This window comes from Pseudomonas sp. 67(2021), from assembly GCF_017491835.1.
Taxonomy (GTDB): domain Bacteria; phylum Pseudomonadota; class Gammaproteobacteria; order Pseudomonadales; family Pseudomonadaceae; genus Aquipseudomonas; species Aquipseudomonas atacamensis.
In genome coordinates this window covers 1-16,801 of record NZ_JAFGYL010000039.1, presented here as the reverse complement: position 1 = coordinate 16,801, position 16,801 = coordinate 1, and the positions used below count along the sequence as shown (strand labels likewise).

Genomic DNA, 16,801 nt, shown 5'->3' with positions numbered 1-16,801 from the left:
CCCCAACCCCAACCTTCTCCCCCACCAAAAAACTCCTCGGCGCGCCATCATTCAAACTCAATATCGCCACCGTCCCGCTCCCGCCCGCGATCACCCCGCTCACCTTGATATCCACCGGTGCGGTCTCATTGGAGAACCACTGCAACGCCGGGCTATCGCTCCTGGTCGCGAGCACTTGCGGGGCGGCTGCGGGGGTGTGGGATTCCGCCGATGTCAGCAGCAGCGACGACCACGTCGCGACGCCCACCAGGGCGGCGAGCAGTGCCAGGGCCTGGACGGTTTGCGCTGGGGTAATCCGTGCGGTGAATTTCATGGGTTGTCGCTCCTTGTTGTCCCTGTTGCCAGCCTACGCGGCAATTCTCTCCGTTTTATTTCACATGCCTTACATGTTCGCCGGGCACGATGGGGTGGGACGCCAAGGAGCGCGTGGGCGATGAGCAGGCAGCAGGGTTTTACGTTGATCGAGTTGATGGTGGTGCTGGTGATCATCGGGATTGCCAGTGCGGCGATCAGTTTGAGTATCAGGCCCGATCCGCTGCAGTTGTTGCGCAAGGATGCCGAGCGGATTGCGCAGTTGTTGCAGGTCGCGCAGGCGGAGGCTCGCGCGGATGGGCGGCCGATTGTGTGGGTGGCGGATGCCAAGGGGTTTCGCTTTGGTCGGCGTGGGGATGATGGCGTGGGGTTTGAGTCGTTCAAGGAGGATGCGCAGTTGCGCCCGCGTGCGTGGCAGAGCCCGAAGGTCGAGGTGCGTGTGGAGCCCCGGCAGACGGTGGTGCTGAATGCCGAGTGGATCAATCCGCCGTTGCGGCTGATTTTGTCGGATGGGGCCAATCGGCTGAGTGTGCTGCGCGATGGCAGTGGGCGGATCAGTATTCAATGAAGACTCAGCAAGGGTTCACTCTGATTGAGGTGATGGTCGCGATTCTGCTGATGGCGGTGGTGAGTCTGATTGCCTGGCGCGGGCTGGACAGTGTGACGCGGGCGGAGAGTCATTTGCAGGCGAGCAGTGAGCAGAGCGATGGGTTGTTGCGGGTGTTGAATCAGTTGCAGCGGGATGTGGACATGCGCGCGGGGGTGGAGTTGAGCGAGCCGCGCAAGGTCGGGGCTGAGGATGAGGCGCCGACCGCGCCGCCGGCGGTGACGGTGCGCAGTAGTGATAGCAAGGGGTTTCGGCTGGACATTATTCGTAGCGCGGCGGATCAGCCGGGGGCGTTGCAGCGGGTTCGGTGGTGGGTCAAGGGGGATACGTTGTATCGGGCGGTGGCTGAGGCGCGCAGTCGCTATCCGTTGCCGGCGCCTGGGAATGGGGTGGCGGTGTTGAATGAGGTGAGTGATGTGCAGGTGCGGGTTTGGGAGGTGGATAAGGGGTGGCGGCAGTTGAGCGGGAATCGGCGGGAGGATCCGTTGGGGTTGGAGATTAGTTTGAGTCGGCAGACGGCGCAGGGGGTTGAGCGGTATCGGCAGGTGATTGGGTTGTTGCAGTAATTTGGCGGTCACCAATCAAATGTGGGAGCGAGCCTGCTCGCGAACGCGGTGGGTCAGTCAATGTTGTTGCCACTGGTAGACCGCTTTCGCGAGCAGGCTCGCTCCCACAATTGGGTTGGGGGCGGTCAGTTGCAGGTTGGGTGGCTGTTAGGCCGTTATCGCTGGCAAGCCAGCTCCCACAGGGATCGAGTGCGACCGGAAGATATTGGTCAGCTGGTAGACCGCTTTCGCGAGCAGGCTCGCTCCCACAATTGGGTTGGGGGCGGTCAGTTGCAGGTTGGTTGGCTGTTAGGCCGTTATCGCTGGCAAGCCAGCTCCCACAGGGATCGAGTGCGACCGGAAGATATTGGTCAGTTGGGCAACCGCTTTCGCGAGCAGGCTCGCTCCCACAGGGGAGCTGTGTGTGGCAGGCAGTTAGCTGAGCACTACGACGCCACCGGGCAGTTCGGTGCATTTGACGCCGTAGGCGTCGCGGATCAGCAGGGCGACGCCGGCGAGTTGGTCGAGGTTGAAGCGGGCCTGGACGCGGCGTTGGCCGAGTTCGCGATTGAGCAGCAGGAGCATGCCGGGGCGGTAGCGGTTGATTTCGTCGATCATCTGGCTGAGGGTCTCGCCGTTGAACACCAGCACTTGTTGGCGCCAGTTCATTACGGCGGCGGTGTCGACGGTTTGCACGTTGCCGATTTGCCGTGCGTCGTAGGTGATTTGCTGGCCCGCTTCGAGGCGCAGGTTGCGGCCTTCGATGGCGATGTCGACCGCGCCGTCGAGGCAGGTCACGCAGACTTGCTGGTCGGTGTTGCGCAGGTTGAAGCGCGCCTGGCTGGCGCGCAACCACCCTGCTCCGGCCTGCATCGCCAGTGGCAGGCGTGCGGTTTGCACTTCGACTTCGCCGCTGACCAGTTCAAAGCCCTGCACGCCGTTTTCGACGCTGCGCTGGTTGATGCGGGTTTGGGTGTTGAGTTCGAGGCTGACGCCTTGCGCCGGTTCGACCCGGCGTTGCTGGCCGACTTCGGTGATGTAGTCGGCGCCCAACCCTTCGAAGCCGCCGGGAATCGTGCCGCGCACCAGCAGGAACGCGGCGGATGCGGCAATCGCGCCGCCGAGAAATGCCCGTCGACCGAAGCCGCGTCGGCCCTGCAACGCTTCGGCGGCCGGTTGCAGGTGATGCCATAGCCGCTTGGCTTCTTCGAAGGCCCGGGCATGTTCGCCGCTCTGCGCGCACCATTCGCGCAGGGCGCGGGCGTCGGCGACGGTGGCGCGGCCCGAGGTCAGCAGGATCAGCCAGTCTTGGGCTTCGCTGTGCAGGGACTCGGTGGCCGAAGGCTCGGCGGGTTTCAGTCGAAAGATGTTCAAACGCGCAAATTCTCAACGGATTAATCGGGTCACTATTCGCTAGACGGTTTTCCGGCCCCGCGACCGAACCGCTGAAACACTTTTCTTTCCAGTTTCGCTGCGCAGAAGCCCAGCGCGGCTTTGATTTCTTTCTCAACCATGCGCGTGGAAATGCCGAAACGCTGGGAGATTTCCAGGTGCGGCGCCTCTTCCAGCCGCGCGGCAATAAAGATCCGTCGACGCCGTGCGGGCAGTTCGTACAAGGCGCTGAGCAGCGCTTGCATCTCCTTTTGCCCGCCGACCACCCGCGCCGGGTCGAGGGCTTCGTCGCCCAGTTGCAGCAGTTCCTCGACTTCGGTGCCGGTGAGCAGGCGCGCATCGGCCTGACGGCGGTCGGCGGCGATGTTCAGGGCCATGCGATACAGGTAGGCGTTGGGCTTGAGCAGGTTTGGCGGGGTCTCCATGCGATCGACCCGCAGCCAGGTTTCGTGCAGCACGTCGTTGGCCAGGTCCTCGGAGCCGAGGCGGCGGCGCAGGCGCACGCGAAAATCCTCGTAGGAGCTGAGGAACAGCTGGCCCATCACGCTTTGTCCGGCGTCTTTCATCCCCCGGAAACTCCTTCCCATCTCGTGCATTCCATGCGTTTCCCTGACGACTCCGGTAACAACAGCAACGTGACCGGCTGGCGCAAAGCGCTGGGCGTCGGCCGATCGATTGTGAGGTTGCGAAAACTTTCCACCAGCGCGTTATCGCGCCGTACATCGCCGGTCGAAGTGACCAACCGGTTGTGCTGCACCACGCCGTCGCGCCCGACCCACACCTGCAACACCGCGCGATAACTGCCCGGCCGGGTCAGCGGCGAACCGCACAACTTGCGCTCGATCGCCGCTTGTACCGCCGTCGCGTAACTGCGGTTGACCGCGACAGCGGCCGGCGTGGTTTTGTCCGTCGGCACTGGCAGGTCTTCCACCTGCGCCGCTTGCAGGGTGAACGCGTCAGCGCGGGCATAGCGCGCCATCAACCCGGTGCCGCCGAGCAAATGACGCAAGGCGTCGGCGGCGGTGTATTCGCCATCCACGGCGAGGGAGCGGCGGCCCCGGCTCAACTGGCTGTCGACCAGCACGGCGACGCCCGTGGCGCGGCTGTATTGATCCAACGCCCGAGCGAGTTCCTGCGCCGGGATGTGCAAGGTCATGCGCATGTCCGCCGCTGCCGGATCAGCATTGGCCGCGCAGGTCAGCAGACCGAGCAGCCACCCCAGACCCGCGCGGCGCACAAGCGTCGCCGAGCGCTGAAGACTGATCCGCGAACTGCCTCGCTGCACGACTGGCGCACCCCTGAAAATCGCTATCCTGCGGGGCATTTATGACTCTGGTATGACGGGCGGTGCAAAAAAACCATCACGGGTTTTGCGCCGCGCTTGCACTAGACTCAAACCCAGAGCGGCCCAATCGGGCGGGCCAGGAGGCGGACATGAAAACGCGGTGGATGTGGGTCTTGCTGATGACGGTGGGTGCGGCGCAGGCGGAGGAGCCGCTGGGCTGTGTCGAGGTCACGGTCGGCGGTTACAAGGCGCCGAATTACGATTGCCTGAGCCAGCAGATGGGCAACAATCCCGACGGCGCGGCGGCGGCGCAGAAGAACATGGAAGGGTTGAATGTGCCGGTGCACAAGCGACCGCCGAATCAGGTAGGGCTGGCGACACCGGCGGCGACCAGTACGCGGATGGGCAACACGTTTGGCACCTCGGTGAAACCGCAGCGACCGCCGCAGTGAGGACTGATCGTTCCCACGCTCCTGCGTGGGAATGCAGCCCGGGACGCTCTGCGTCTCATTGGAACGCGGAGCGTCCCTTGAGGCATTCCCACGCGGAGCGTGGGAACGATCGGCGTGTACCTCTTCTTTCTCTCGTTTTGTTTTTACGACGCAACTCAATCACTCGGGGTCTGGCGGAAGCTGACGGCCAAGCGATTCCAGCTGTTGATGGTGCTGACCGCAACCGTCAAGTCCACCAGTTCACCTTCATCAAATTGCTCGCGCGCTTGCTGGTAAACGTCATCCGGCACGTGGCTTTCGGCCAACAGCGTCACCGCTTCGGCCCAGGCCAGCGCCGCGCGTTCGCGGGGGTTGAAGAAGTTGCTGTCGCGCCACACCGCGATCGCGTAAAGACGCCGATCGCTCTCCCCGGCCCGCCGCGCGTCCACCGAGTGCATGTCGGTGCAGAATGCGCAGCCGTTGAGTTGCGAAGCGCGGATCCGGATCAATTGCAGCAGCGGCGCTTCGATGCTCAGGTTGGCGGTCAGCGCCTCCATGGCAAGCATCGCTTTCATCGCCTTGGGCGACGCGTTGTAGTAATCCAGACGCAGGGACATGGCGCGGCTCTCGGCAGGCGGAATGATGAGCTCACGGTACGGGCTGTGCAGGCTGTGTTACAGCCCCAATTCCACGAATTTCGGCTACACCACTGCCCCCCTACTTTACGCGCTGATCGTTCCCACGCTCCGCGTGGGAATGCAGCCATGGACGCTCCGCGTCCACTGTGACGCAGAGCGTCACGGGAGGCGTTACCACGCGGAGCGTGGGAACGATCAGGTAACTGACCCGCCGCTTTCGCGAGCAAGCTCGCTCCCACAGGGACTTGCGCCAATTTGCGGTTTTTACTCCACGCAACTACTGCCAAAAGCCCAACAACGCTAATCTGACCGATACCTCACTCAACACCCGGGAGCCTCGTCGGTATGGAACTTCATGTCGTGATCAACGGCCGCAAGGATCTCGCCGGTCAGTTGTATCAGCAGTTGCGCGCGGCGATTGAATCCGGGCGACTGGCGGCGGGTACGCAGTTGCCGCCGAGCCGCTTGCTGGCCGAGCAATTGGGCATCTCGCGCAAGACCATTTCCGACACCTATGCGCAGCTGACCTACGAAAATTTCCTCACCGGGGTGATTGGCAAAGGCACCTATGTCAACGCCCGCCCGGCGCAGGTGCAGCGCAAGCAGAGCCACACCGAGCTGGCCAGTGCCGAGGTGATCGAGAGCTGGCGCAATCTGCCGGTATTCCTGCGCCACCCGACGCTGGAAGGTTCACTGCGCTACGACTTCATCGGCGGCGCCACCAGCAAAGGCCAGTTCCCGCACGACGACTGGCGCCGCTGCGTCGCCCATGCGATGCGGCAGATGGCGCAGTCGAAAGGCTTCTACAGCGTTGCCGAGGGTTTGCCGGCGCTGCGCAATGCGATCGCCCGGCACATCGCCTTTTCTCGCGGCATCAACTGTCAGGACGAGGACATCGTGGTGTGCAACGGCGCGCAGCAGGCGCTGGATCTGATTGCCCGGGTACTGACCCGCCCGGGCGATCTGGTGGCGATGGAAGATCCAGGGTATCCACCCGCGCGTTTGCTGTTCGGCACCCACGGCGCCGAAGTGGTCGGGGTGCCGGTGGATGCCGAGGGTATTCAGGTCGAGCACATTCCCGATGGCACGCGGCTCATTTACGTCACCCCGTCGCACCAGTTCCCGCTGGGTATGGCGATGAGTCAGGCGCGCCGCGAAGCCCTGCTCGCCCGTGCCCATGAACTGGGCGCGATCATCATCGAAGACGATTACGACAGCGAATTCCGCTACGAGGGCCGGCCCACCGACTCGCTGTACAACCTCGATCAGCGCGGTATCGTCGCCTATGTCGGCACCTTCTCGAAAACCTTGCTGCCGGAGTTGCGCCTGGGCTACGCGATCCTGCCGCCGTCGATCATCGAAGCGGTGATTCGCGCCAAACAGCTGACCGATCTGCACGCCTCGACCCTGCCGCAATGGGCGCTGGCCAAGTTCATCGCCGAGGGTTGCCTGCTCAAGCACATCCGCCGCTGCCACACGATCTATGCGCAACGCCGCGAACGCATCCTCGAGCGGATGGCCACCGACCTTGCGCCATGGCTGCAAGCCGTGCCGGCCAGTGCCGGGTTTCACATGGCGGTGTTCTGCAAGGTGCCGATCGATTTGCCGCTGGTCATCGAGCTGGCAAAAAAGGTCGAGGTCGGCCTGTATGCGATCAGTGGTTTCTACTACCAGCAGCCGGCGAAAGAAGGCCTGTATTTCGGCTTCGGCGCCATCGAAACCCTCGACATCGACATCGCCCTCGATCGCCTGCGCGACATCCTCGAACAGCTGTCATGAGCCGTTGGTATAAGGCTTTTACCGCCGATTGGTTATTGGTGATTCATGGCGGCAGGCCTATTCTGCACAGGCGTTATCCCTCAATGAGCAGGATTCGTCCGGCCTGATTCAGGAGTGTGAGCAATGTCCAACGAAGTGATCAACACGGTTGAGGTCAAGGCGGTTGCGGGCCGCTCGGAAGAGCTTGGCAAGCAATTGCAGAAGATCGTCGATACCCTGCGCGAAACCCCGGGCTGCGATTCCTACCTGGTCGACCGCTGCCCCGAGGACAGCCACCGCTGGACGGTCAGCGCGCGCTGGCAGTCGGAAGCGGCGATGCAGGCGCATTTCAACCGGCCCGAGGCACAGGGGTTTATCGACCTGATCGACAGCCGCCTGGCCAATAGCGTGGATTTCAACAGCTTTCCTATCGTCTAAAAGCAAGATCAAAAGATCGTCCGATCGCGGCCCGAGCCTTCGGCAGCTCCTACTCTGGAATGCGTTCCCCTGTAGGAGCTGCCGAAGGCTGCGATCTTTGCTTTTGAACCAGAATTGGTCACCTGATCTTTGCGAATATTGGCCGTTTGAACCGGCCCCATTGCGGCCTACTGTGAGCGCACCCCAACCATCACAGGTAACCCGCCATGAAAGCCCTGCACCTCGTCGCCGCAGCCCTCGCCTTCACCCTCTCCGCCTCGGCAATGGCTCACGATCCGTCCGAGAAAATCACCGTCCTGCAGGACCAACTGCTGAAAAACGTCCCCGGCAAGAAAGCCATGATGATCGAAGTCGACTACCAGCCCGGGCAGTCTTCGATCGCGCACAAACACGAGGGTACGGCGATGGCTTACGTGCTCGACGGTGAAGTGATTTCCCAAGTCAAAGGCGAACAGGCCATCACTTACAAGAAGGGCCAGTTCTGGTACGAGCCGGCCGGTTCCGAGCATCTGGTGTCGAAAAACGCCAGTTCGACCAAGCCGGCCAAGTTGCTGGTGTTCATGGTGCTGGCCCCGGATGAGCAGGTGCTGATCCCGCTGGAAAACTGATGGCTGCGTGACCAGCCATAAACGAAAGGCGCGAATCGAGCATTTGCGCCTTTTTTATTGCCTTGGGGCATTACCTGCAAACGCTTAAAGCCAATAAACCTAACCCCGCACAGGTTATTCAGGCAACGGTCAGGCCGGCAGGTTTAACCTGAATATCCGCCGAACCATCGGCCCGTGCACACTCATCGACAGACCTTGTTTCACGGGAGAAACACCATGAAACCTGCGCTTCCCGCCCTACTGGCGATCTCCGTTTTGATGCTCTCTTCCTGCTCTGTTCCCACTGCCCCGCAAGCGGTGTCATCCCTCGACACGCTGCTGCCGCACCCGACCGGTCGCAGCAGTGCTACTCAGGTCAACAGCGGTCCCGGCGTCTCGCTGGGGGTGATTTACAGCCCCGGCACCCAGGCCAATCGCCAATACTTGCGCGAGTATCAGGCCAAGGCCGGCACCGGTTTTGGTCAGAGCCTGCTGGTGCAGCCGATCCACGACGCCTACGTCGCCAGCTCCAGCCCGGATCGCGCGGTGCAGTGGGTCAACGCTTCGCTGCAACGCCAGTTCGGCTCGGTGACGGTGTACCCGGACATGCAAAGCCTGCGCGCGGCCAAGCCGGATGTGGTGGCGATCGTCGATACCCATAGCCAACTGATCACCTCGCGCAGCTCGGATATCCGCGCGGATGTCAGTGCCGATTTTTACGATGCGCAATTGAACTACATCGGCACGGCGAAGGGCTCGCAGGCGCGGGAACTGACGCCGGTGTGGGCGGACTTCAAGCGCTCGGAAGAGATCGTCGCGGATATCAATCAGCAGGAGGAATTGCAGTTGGCGGCGTTGCGCGAGTTTGATCGCTCGCTGAGTAATCTGGTTGTGCGGCCGGGGGAGAAAGTGTCGATGCTTGAGGGTAAACCAGCTCAAAAGTTGTATTGAATGTAAGTGTCTCTTCGCGAGCAGGCTCGCTCCCACATTTGGAATGCGAATCCCTGTGGGAGCGAGCCTGCTCGCGAAGGCGCCAGACCAGACACCACAAAAATCCTCAGGCATAAAAAAGCCCCGCCTCTTTCGAGAGCGGGGCTTCTTCATTCAGCCACTACTTACGCCAGTTCAAGCTCGGCATTCGCAGTGATCGCAGGCACGATCGCTTGCCCGCTCAACGCCAGATCCAGCAGTTCACGGTTGGCCACCGCGTACATAGCGTAGTCCGTACCGCTCGCAGCACGGATTTCCACCAGCATGGCGCGCCAGCGTTCGATCATGCTTTCGTGCTGGGCCATCCACAGCGCCAGGCGTGCTTCCACGTCCTGGGAACCGTCGCCCTGTTGCAGGACGGAGATGGTGATCGCCCGTTGCTGCCAGTCGACGTCATCACGGAACGCTTCACGGGCCAGAGCCTGCCAGTTGTTTTCCACCGGCAGAGCGCTGATCTGTTGCAGGTACCAGGTGATGTCCAGCGCAGAGCCGACGGCGAAGTAAGCCTTGGCCACTTCGGCCGGGTCCTGCCCGGTGACGTCTGCGGCTTCGATGATCGGCAGCAGCGTGTACAGATGCGAAGTGCCCGCAACCATACGCGCCAGCAATTCCGGCACACCGGCTTCGACGTACGCCTGATAGCGCGACTGCCAGTTCTCGCGGATTTCGCCGCTGAGCAGCTCGTCGAGTTTCAGGCCCAGCTCTTTCAGGTGCGGACCGAAGTGCGCGACGTCACGGGCAGCATTCTGCTCATTGCGGCGGGCACGCAGGAACCAGCGCGTGGCGCGACGGCCCAGACGCATCAGCTCGTCCATCAGCTCCAGCTGTACGTCAGCGGAAACCTGATAGTCCAGCGCTTCGATCTGACGGAACCAGTGCGGGAGGTGGAAGATGTCGCGCACGATCACGTAAGCGCCAGCCACGTTCGCCGGGCTCATGCCGGTCGACTCTTTGAGTCGCTGCACGAAAGTGATGCCCATGTGGTTGACCAGATCGTTGGCGATCTGGGTGCTGACGATCTCGCGCTTCAGACGGTGACGACGCATGGCTTCGGAGAACTTGCTGACCAGGGTCGGCGGGAACGCCGTTTCCATGTCGCGGGTCAGGTAGTCGTCGTCCGGCACCAGCGAACCCAGCAGCTGTTCCTTGAGGTCGATCTTGCTGTAGGAAATCAGCACCGACAGCTCAGGACGGGTCAGGCCGTGGCCCTCAGCGACGCGCTCGGTCAGTTGCTCTTCAGTCGGCAGGAATTCGATGGCACGGTCCAGCTTGCCACGACCTTCCAGATCGCTCATCAGACGCTTGTACTCAGCGATGCGCGCGTAGGCACGGCGCGCCGCCAGGGACAGGGCCTGAGTCTGCTTGTAGTTGTTGCCCAGCACCAGATTGCCGACTTCGTCGGTCATGCTCGCCAGCAACTGGTTGCGTTGCTTGTCGGTCATGTCACCGGCCTGAACCACTTCGTTCAGCAGGATCTTGATGTTCACTTCGTGGTCGGAGCAGTCCACGCCACCGGCGTTGTCGATGAAGTCGGTGTTGGAACCGCCACCATTGAGACCGAATTCCACACGACCCAGTTGGGTCATGCCGAGGTTACCGCCCTCGCCCACGACTTTGCAGCGCAGCTCGTTACCGTTGACGCGCAGTGCATCGTTGGCCTTGTCGCCGACATCGGCGTGGCTTTCGGTGCTGGCCTTGACGTAGGTGCCGATACCGCCGTTCCACAACAGATCCACCGGCGCCTTGAGCAAGGCGTTGAGCAGTTCGGTCGGGGTCAGCTTGTCAGCCTGGATGTCGAAGCGTTCTTTCATCTGCGGCGAGATCGCGATGCTCTTCGCGCTGCGCGAGAAGATACCGCCACCTTCGGACATGATGCTGGTGTCGTAGTCGGTCCAGGCCGAACGCGGCAGGTCGAACAGACGCTGACGCTCGACGAAACTGGTCGCCGGGTTCGGGTTCGGGTCGATGAAGATGTGCATATGGTTGAACGCAGCGACCAGTTGCAGCTTGTCGGACATCAACAGGCCGTTACCGAACACGTCGCCGGCCATGTCGCCGACGCCAACCACGGTGATGCTGTCTTCCTGAACATTGATGCCGCGCTCGCGGAAGTGGCGTTGCACGCCGACCCACGCGCCCTTGGCGGTGATGCCCATTTTCTTGTGGTCGTAACCGGCCGAACCACCGGAGGCAAACGCGTCACCCAGCCAGAAGCCGTAGTCGATGGCGATGCCGTTGGCGATGTCGGAGAAGGTTGCAGTGCCCTTGTCCGCTGCGACCACCAGGTACGGGTCATCGTCGTCATGACGCACGACGTTGACCGGCGGTACCAGTGCGCCGTCCTTCAGGTTGTCGGTGATGTCCAACAGACCGGAAATGAAGATGCGGTAGCAGGCGATGCCCTCGGCCGCGATCTCGTCACGGCTGCCGCCCAGTGGCAGGCGACGCGGAAGGAAGCCGCCCTTCGCACCCACCGGCACGATGACCGAGTTCTTCACTTGCTGGGCTTTTACCAGGCCGAGCACTTCGGTACGGAAGTCCTCTTCACGGTCGGACCAGCGCAGACCACCACGGGCAACGTTGCCGAAGCGCAGGTGCACGCCTTCGACGCGTGGCGAGTAGACGAAGATTTCAAACTTCGGCACTGGCTTCGGCAGCTCAGGGATCGCATGCGGGTTGAACTTGAAGCTGAAGTACGACTTGTTCTGGCCGTTGGCGTCAGTCTGATAGAAGTTGGTGCGCAGGGTGGCTTTGATCAGGTCGAGGTAACGACGCAGGATGCGATCTTCGTTGAGCACCTGAACATCGTCCAGCGCGGTCAGAATCGCTTGTTCCAGACGCAGTTGCTTGTCTTCCAGATCGTCGCTGCCGAGCTTGCGCGCCAGGTAGAAGCGGGTCTTGAACAACCGGGTCAGTTCGCGAGCGATGTCGGTGTGGTTGTTCAGGGTGCTGGCGATGTAACCCAGGTCGAAGCCCAGACGAATCTGCTTCAGGTAACGGGCGTAGGCACGCAGCAGTGCCACGTCGCGCCATGGCAGACCGGCGGTCAGCACCAGACGGTTGAACGCATCGTTTTCGGCATCGCCGCGCACGATGTGCACGAACGCGTCCTGCAGGGTGTCGTTGAGTTGCTGGATGTCGAGGTCCAGACCTTCAGCGGCGGTGAAAGCGAAATCGTGAATCCAGAACTCGCGGCCGTTGGTGTGGCGCAGACGGTACGGGAATTCACCCAGCACGCGCAGGCCGAGGTTTTCCAGAATCGGCAGGACGTCGGACAGCGCCAGCGGCGTGTCGGCGTGATACAGCTTGCAATGCAGCTCGCGCTGGCCGGAGACCTGACCGAGCGGCTGATAGAAGCTCATCACCAGCGGATTTTTTTCGTTGAGGCTCAGCAGGTGCTGCATGTCGACCACGGCCGAATGCGCGGCAAAACGCTCGCGGTAGCCGGCCGGGAAGCCTTTCGGGAAGTCGGCCAGCACGTTGGTGCCGTGGGCTTCGCCGAAGCTTTCGACGGTCAGTGCGGCGTAGTCGTCCTGCCAGCTGCGGCAGGCCTGGACCACTTCTTTTTCCAGCAGTACCGGGTCGATGTCGAGGCGGTTCTTCGGATCGACGCGCAGAATCAGCTGCACGCGGGCCAGCACGGATTCCGAGAAGAAGGTCCAGAACTCGCAGTCGGAAGCCTTCAGGCGCTCCATCAGTACTTGCTGGATCTTCTGGCGGACTTCGGTGGAATAGATGTCGCGCGGCACGTAGGCCAGGCAGTAGCAGAAGCGACCGTACGGGTCTTTGCGCAGGAACACGCGGATCTTGTTGCGTTCCTGGATCTGCACGATCGACATCACGGTGGTGAACAGTTCGTCGACCGGGGTCTGGAACAGGTCGTCACGCGGCAGCACTTCGAGGACCTGCGCCAGTTCCTTGCCCAGGTGAGCCTTGGACTGGAAGCCGGAGCGGCGCTCGATTTCTTCGACCTTGCGGCGGATGAACGGGATGACCCGCACGCTCTCGCCATACACCGAGGAGGTGTACAGGCCCATGAAACGGTGTTCCTTGATGACTTTGCCGTCGGCGTCGATTTCACGGATCGACACATAGTCCGGGTAAGCCGGACGGTGTACGCGGCTTGGATGCGCAGCCTTGGCGAACGACAGCAGGGTCGGTTCGCGCAGGTAGGACACGGCGTAGTCTTCGATGCGCAGGTCTTCGTAGGTCAGGCCGGTGCGCAGCAGTTTGGTGAGGCCGAGGAAGGAGCTCTGGTCGTACTCGATGTGGCCGCCATCGGCCTGATCGGTGACCACGAACTCTTCGTAGCCGAGGAAGGTGAAGTGGTTGCCCACCAGCCATTCCAGGAAGCTCTTGATTTCGTTCTTTTCGTCGGCATCGACCGGATAGGCGCTGTTGTCGAGCTGGGTGAGGATGTCCTGCACCTTGGCTTTCATCGGCTCGAAGTCAGCGACGGCGACGCGCACTTCACCGAGCACCTGCTCAAGCTCTTTGCTCAGCACATTCAGCTCGGCCGCGTTGGCGCAACGGTCGATTTCCAGGTACATCAGCGATTCGTGCAGCACGCCTTCGCCGGTGCTGCCTTTTGGCAGGACTTCCAGCAATTCGCCCTTGCTGCCACGACGTACGCTGAGCACGGTGGTCTGCAGGGTGTGAATGCTGTAGCCGCGACGGTTCAGCTCGGTGCGCACCGAGTCGACCAGAAATGGCAGGTCGTGGTGCAGCACTTCGACCGCGGTGTGGGTCGACTGCCAGCCGTGGCGTTCGTAATCGGGGTTGTAGACACGCACTTGCGGTTGCGCGTGATCGAAGCGCTCAAGCAGGCGCCACGCAGAGAGAGTACAGCCAGCGAGGTCGGAGAGACGACGTTGAGTCAGCTCGTCCAGGGAAATGATGCCGAAGAATTGTTCAGCGAACAGCGCCACTTGTGGCAGTGCCTGTTCACTGATGTGCTGCGCCAGTGCCGCTTGCAGTTGGTGCTGGAAGTCGGCTTTGCTGGCTGCGGTGAAGAACGCCATCTGTGGTACTCCGCTTAAGCTTGTTATTGATGGAAAGCGTCGCGTGCAACACCCCTTTCGGGGCTGGTGTCGCCCTGTTCCTGATTCTCGGGCAGAGGAAACAGGGAGACAGGTGGGTGAAGCTGGACGGGACACTCAGGTCACATTCACCTTCCATGAATGAGCATCTGCAAAAGCGACTGCCAGCACAGCCGACAATGCCTTTACGGGTGCTCATCCGTTGCGCAGCTTAATGGGTGCGACAATGTGTCTGCTTGCGGTGCTGCGACATATTCGGTCATTGGCACGTAAATGCAGGGTTTGGCCTGCATCAACACTAGCAGGCATGCGCCGAAATGCAGGTTCGAAACCCCGGTTTCACGGGACTTTCGTGCCAGGTCGGTCGCCGAGGACGTTACATATCCGGAAACGAAAACGCCCAAGGCCCTGTTATCGACCCTGAGCGTGGCATCCGGTTCAGCGCAAGCGGTTGACGCGAATCAGTCCGGCAGTTCCTCAAAGGCTCTGAATTTGCTCACCGTGGCGCAGTCGTAGCACATCGTCTGCAGGATCTGCTTGTCCATGCTGGCGTCAATGTTGCTCGAATCGCATTCGCGGCAGAACAGCCGCAGATGGCTGAGCAAGTCGCTGTCGAACGCCACGGCGGAAAAGAACTGCGGGACCAGTTCGTCACGCCAGTACATGCCCGGCGATTTGGAAAATCCGGCGCCGCTGTCCTTGAGCACCACGTCGTAGAGCAAGCGCTGCAAGGCCGTTTGCGGCACTCGCGCATCGCGATGGGCGTTCTTGCGCCAGTTGCGCGCGAGCGCGTCCTGCGCCGTGCTCAGCATGTTGCGCGGAATGGTGTTGGAGGCGTGGCTGCGCCCTTTGGAATTGCCGGTGGCATAAAAGTGCGTGGCGTTTCGTACCGCCAAGCGGGCGAAGTAATACAACTGACTCACCGAGAAGTCCTGCAGCAACTGCCCGACCACCTCCTCGGCACGGGCCTCGGCCGTGAAGGCAAAATCCACTTCAGCGGCCAGCACACGGATGTATTGAATGGACGCTTCGCGGGCGAGACTGAAGACCAGCGAATAGATTTCGCTCTTCCAGGCGGCTTTGACGCTGCCCGACAACTCCTGATACAGCACCTGATACAAATTCTCGCGGGCACAGCGCGTTACGCCATCGAGCGTGACGCTGGGCAGCCAGCGCACCGCGCTGTACTCGCGGATATTGCAGCCCTCGCTGCGATCGAAGGCGTTGATGTCGGAATCGGTGGAAACTGCCAGCACCCCGGCTTCGTGCAGGCTTTTGAGCAACTCTTCACGGGCCTCGAACGTCAGCGCGAGCAGCTCTTCTCTGGATGGTGCATTCAACGGCGCAATCCATTCAACGGTTGCGCCGTAACCATCATCCAGCAAAGCGAGCAACGTCAGCTTCTGCACAAACCCCAGATTGGCGTAAGGCACTGCGGGGCATCGCGCGCCATATCGAGCTTCCAATTCCAGGCGATCACGCGTGGCCCGGGCGGCAAGCTGCTGCTGGCGCACTTTGAAACATTCTGTGCAGCTGCAAGTCGTGTGGCGGGTATTGGTGCCGGGTAGGCTTTGCTGGTGCTCACAGCGTACGCATTTGAAGGTGCTGCGCAGCGAAAGCGGAGTGCCTCTGGCGTGTCGGCGCACCCACATCGGCAGTTTGCAGTAAGGACAGCTGAGGTCGGCACTGATGACCGGGGGCAAAACCTTGAGCAGACTGCGCACCGTTGCAGGGATCTGAAATTCCGCCATCAGCGCGGCAGTTTTCTCGCCTTCGAGATAGCGCTTGTAGATTTCCTCGATCTGTTCATCGGACAGGTGGCGGATTTCTTCGGCGCGGTCGAAATATTGGGTCATGGCAAAGTTCCCTTTTTGGGGTTGTCGTAACGCACTCCATTGCGCAAGAGCGGCGAAACTAACGGCAAAAAGGTGGCCATCACAAGCGAAAAATCGCAATTTCGGGTGGATTTTGCGCACCCGGTAATTGCCTTACGCTGGCGTCGGATTTTCCCTTCTCGCTACTCGGAAATGGGCGACGGAAATATCCTGCTTTGCCACTTTTTACCGATGCAGGCAGCGCAAACCGGTTGAGACTGGCAAAATCGCGCCTTCAAACAGATTCACCGCCGCCACTGCCCAGGATGTCCCCCAATGCAAATGACCACCGCCCTACTGATCGTCAACCCGTGCGACGACGAAGAAGACAACATGGCCATGCTCTGCTGCCACAGCGACAAGGGCGAGATGTTCCTGATGAGCCGTTACCCGGATGAGGATGAGCTGGAGATCACCCTGGATGGCGAGCCTTCGACGCTGGAGGGGGTGAAGGTCACGCTGACTTCGAAACTGCTGAAGATCGAGATTGCTGCGGCGGATGCCGATGCGTTGAATGGCGATGATGTGCTGGAGATCAGTTTTAATCCGGAAATGGTGGATATGGATGAGGTTGTTGAGACTTTGAAGAATATTCTCGATGGGACCGGGACCTTTATCAGCGAGGTTTGATGTTGACCGGGCTGGCCCTTTCGCGAGCAGGCTCGCTCCCACATTGGAATCCGTACATCAGACCCTGTGGGAGCGAGCCTGCTCGCGAAGAGGCCGGAACTGCCATCCGATAAATTTCCTGCTGACAGGAGATCAAAAGATCGCAGCCTTCGGCAGCTCCTACAGGGGATCGCATTCCAACCGGGAAGCTGCCAAAACCCGCGATCTTTTGCTCTTTTGCACAAAATGCCGTTAGTCGCCGCCCCCCACGATGGATTAAAGTAACGCCCCCAGCC

The 16,801-nt window shown here is 61.3% G+C and carries 15 protein-coding genes; 8 read left to right on the top strand and 7 right to left on the bottom strand.

The features are described from left to right. A partial coding sequence (locus tag J5M66_RS25975; protein ID WP_207817514.1) for a general secretion pathway protein GspC occupies positions 1-313 on the bottom strand: 313 nt, incomplete at its 3' end. A gap of 120 nt (positions 314-433) precedes the next feature. Here J5M66_RS25975 and J5M66_RS25970 point away from each other — a divergent pair. Next, positions 434-880, top strand: coding sequence for a GspH/FimT family pseudopilin (locus J5M66_RS25970; protein WP_197892710.1), 447 nt, complete (start codon positions 434-436; stop codon positions 878-880). Next, positions 877-1,485: a prepilin-type N-terminal cleavage/methylation domain-containing protein gene (locus J5M66_RS25965; RefSeq protein WP_207809810.1), complete on the top strand. Its 609-nt coding sequence runs from the start codon at positions 877-879 to the stop codon at positions 1,483-1,485. The genes J5M66_RS25970 and J5M66_RS25965 overlap by 4 nt, the downstream gene beginning before the upstream one ends. A gap of 414 nt (positions 1,486-1,899) precedes the next feature. On the opposite strand, the gene J5M66_RS25960 is transcribed toward J5M66_RS25965, so the two are convergent. Genes J5M66_RS25960 through J5M66_RS25950 form a run of 3 tightly spaced genes read right to left on the bottom strand, consistent with a single transcriptional unit; the run spans position 1,900 to position 4,141 of the window. Next, a complete protein-coding gene (locus tag J5M66_RS25960) occupies positions 1,900-2,838 on the bottom strand; it encodes a DUF4880 domain-containing protein (protein WP_243432849.1) in 939 nt (312 codons plus the stop codon). A gap of 32 nt (positions 2,839-2,870) precedes the next feature. Further along, on the bottom strand, positions 2,871-3,422 hold the full coding sequence (locus J5M66_RS25955; protein WP_122698125.1) for an RNA polymerase sigma factor: 552 nt from the start codon (positions 3,420-3,422) through the stop codon (positions 2,871-2,873). Continuing rightward, a complete protein-coding gene (locus tag J5M66_RS25950; RefSeq protein WP_197892704.1) occupies positions 3,419-4,141 on the bottom strand; it encodes a secretin and TonB N-terminal domain-containing protein in 723 nt (240 codons plus the stop codon). The genes J5M66_RS25955 and J5M66_RS25950 overlap by 4 nt, the downstream gene beginning before the upstream one ends. 164 nt (positions 4,142-4,305) lie before the next feature. On the opposite strand from J5M66_RS25950, the gene J5M66_RS25945 reads away from it, so the two are divergent. Next, positions 4,306-4,593: a hypothetical protein gene (locus J5M66_RS25945; protein ID WP_223631048.1), complete on the top strand. Its 288-nt coding sequence runs from the start codon at positions 4,306-4,308 to the stop codon at positions 4,591-4,593. 155 nt (positions 4,594-4,748) lie between these two features. Here the strand turns inward: J5M66_RS25945 and J5M66_RS25940 are convergent, their stop codons facing one another. Continuing rightward, positions 4,749-5,189 carry a carboxymuconolactone decarboxylase family protein gene (locus J5M66_RS25940; protein ID WP_076562576.1) on the bottom strand — a complete coding sequence of 147 codons (441 nt, stop codon included), beginning with the start codon at positions 5,187-5,189 and terminating at the stop codon, positions 4,749-4,751. Between the two features lie 366 nt (positions 5,190-5,555). On the opposite strand from J5M66_RS25940, the gene J5M66_RS25935 reads away from it, so the two are divergent. The 4 genes from J5M66_RS25935 (at position 5,556) to J5M66_RS25920 (ending at position 8,944) form a co-directional block, all read left to right on the top strand. After that, positions 5,556-6,989 carry a PLP-dependent aminotransferase family protein gene (locus J5M66_RS25935; protein ID WP_122601924.1) on the top strand — a complete coding sequence of 478 codons (1,434 nt, stop codon included), beginning with the start codon at positions 5,556-5,558 and terminating at the stop codon, positions 6,987-6,989. Positions 6,990-7,112: 123 nt separating this feature from the next. After that, positions 7,113-7,406, top strand: coding sequence for a putative quinol monooxygenase (locus J5M66_RS25930; RefSeq protein ID WP_016774982.1), 294 nt, complete (start codon positions 7,113-7,115; stop codon positions 7,404-7,406). A 206-nt stretch (positions 7,407-7,612) separates the two neighbouring features. Then, positions 7,613-8,014, top strand: coding sequence for a cupin domain-containing protein (locus tag J5M66_RS25925; protein ID WP_130900817.1), 402 nt, complete (start codon positions 7,613-7,615; stop codon positions 8,012-8,014). 216 nt (positions 8,015-8,230) lie between these two features. Beyond that, a complete protein-coding gene (locus J5M66_RS25920) occupies positions 8,231-8,944 on the top strand; it encodes an ATPase (RefSeq protein ID WP_130900816.1) in 714 nt (237 codons plus the stop codon). A 164-nt stretch (positions 8,945-9,108) separates the two neighbouring features. On the opposite strand, the gene J5M66_RS25915 is transcribed toward J5M66_RS25920, so the two are convergent. Together J5M66_RS25915 and J5M66_RS25910 are read right to left on the bottom strand one after the other, a co-directional pair. Beyond that, complete coding sequence (locus tag J5M66_RS25915; protein ID WP_130900815.1) at positions 9,109-14,004, bottom strand: NAD-glutamate dehydrogenase; 4,896 nt, start codon at positions 14,002-14,004, stop codon at positions 9,109-9,111. 479 nt (positions 14,005-14,483) lie between these two features. Beyond that, on the bottom strand, positions 14,484-15,878 hold the full coding sequence (locus J5M66_RS25910) for a hypothetical protein (protein WP_130900814.1): 1,395 nt from the start codon (positions 15,876-15,878) through the stop codon (positions 14,484-14,486). A 294-nt stretch (positions 15,879-16,172) separates the two neighbouring features. On the opposite strand from J5M66_RS25910, the gene J5M66_RS25905 reads away from it, so the two are divergent. Beyond that, positions 16,173-16,526 (top strand): hypothetical protein, encoded by a 354-nt coding sequence (locus J5M66_RS25905; RefSeq protein ID WP_207809808.1) that lies wholly within the window; start codon positions 16,173-16,175, stop codon positions 16,524-16,526. Positions 16,527-16,801: the final 275 nt, after the last annotated feature.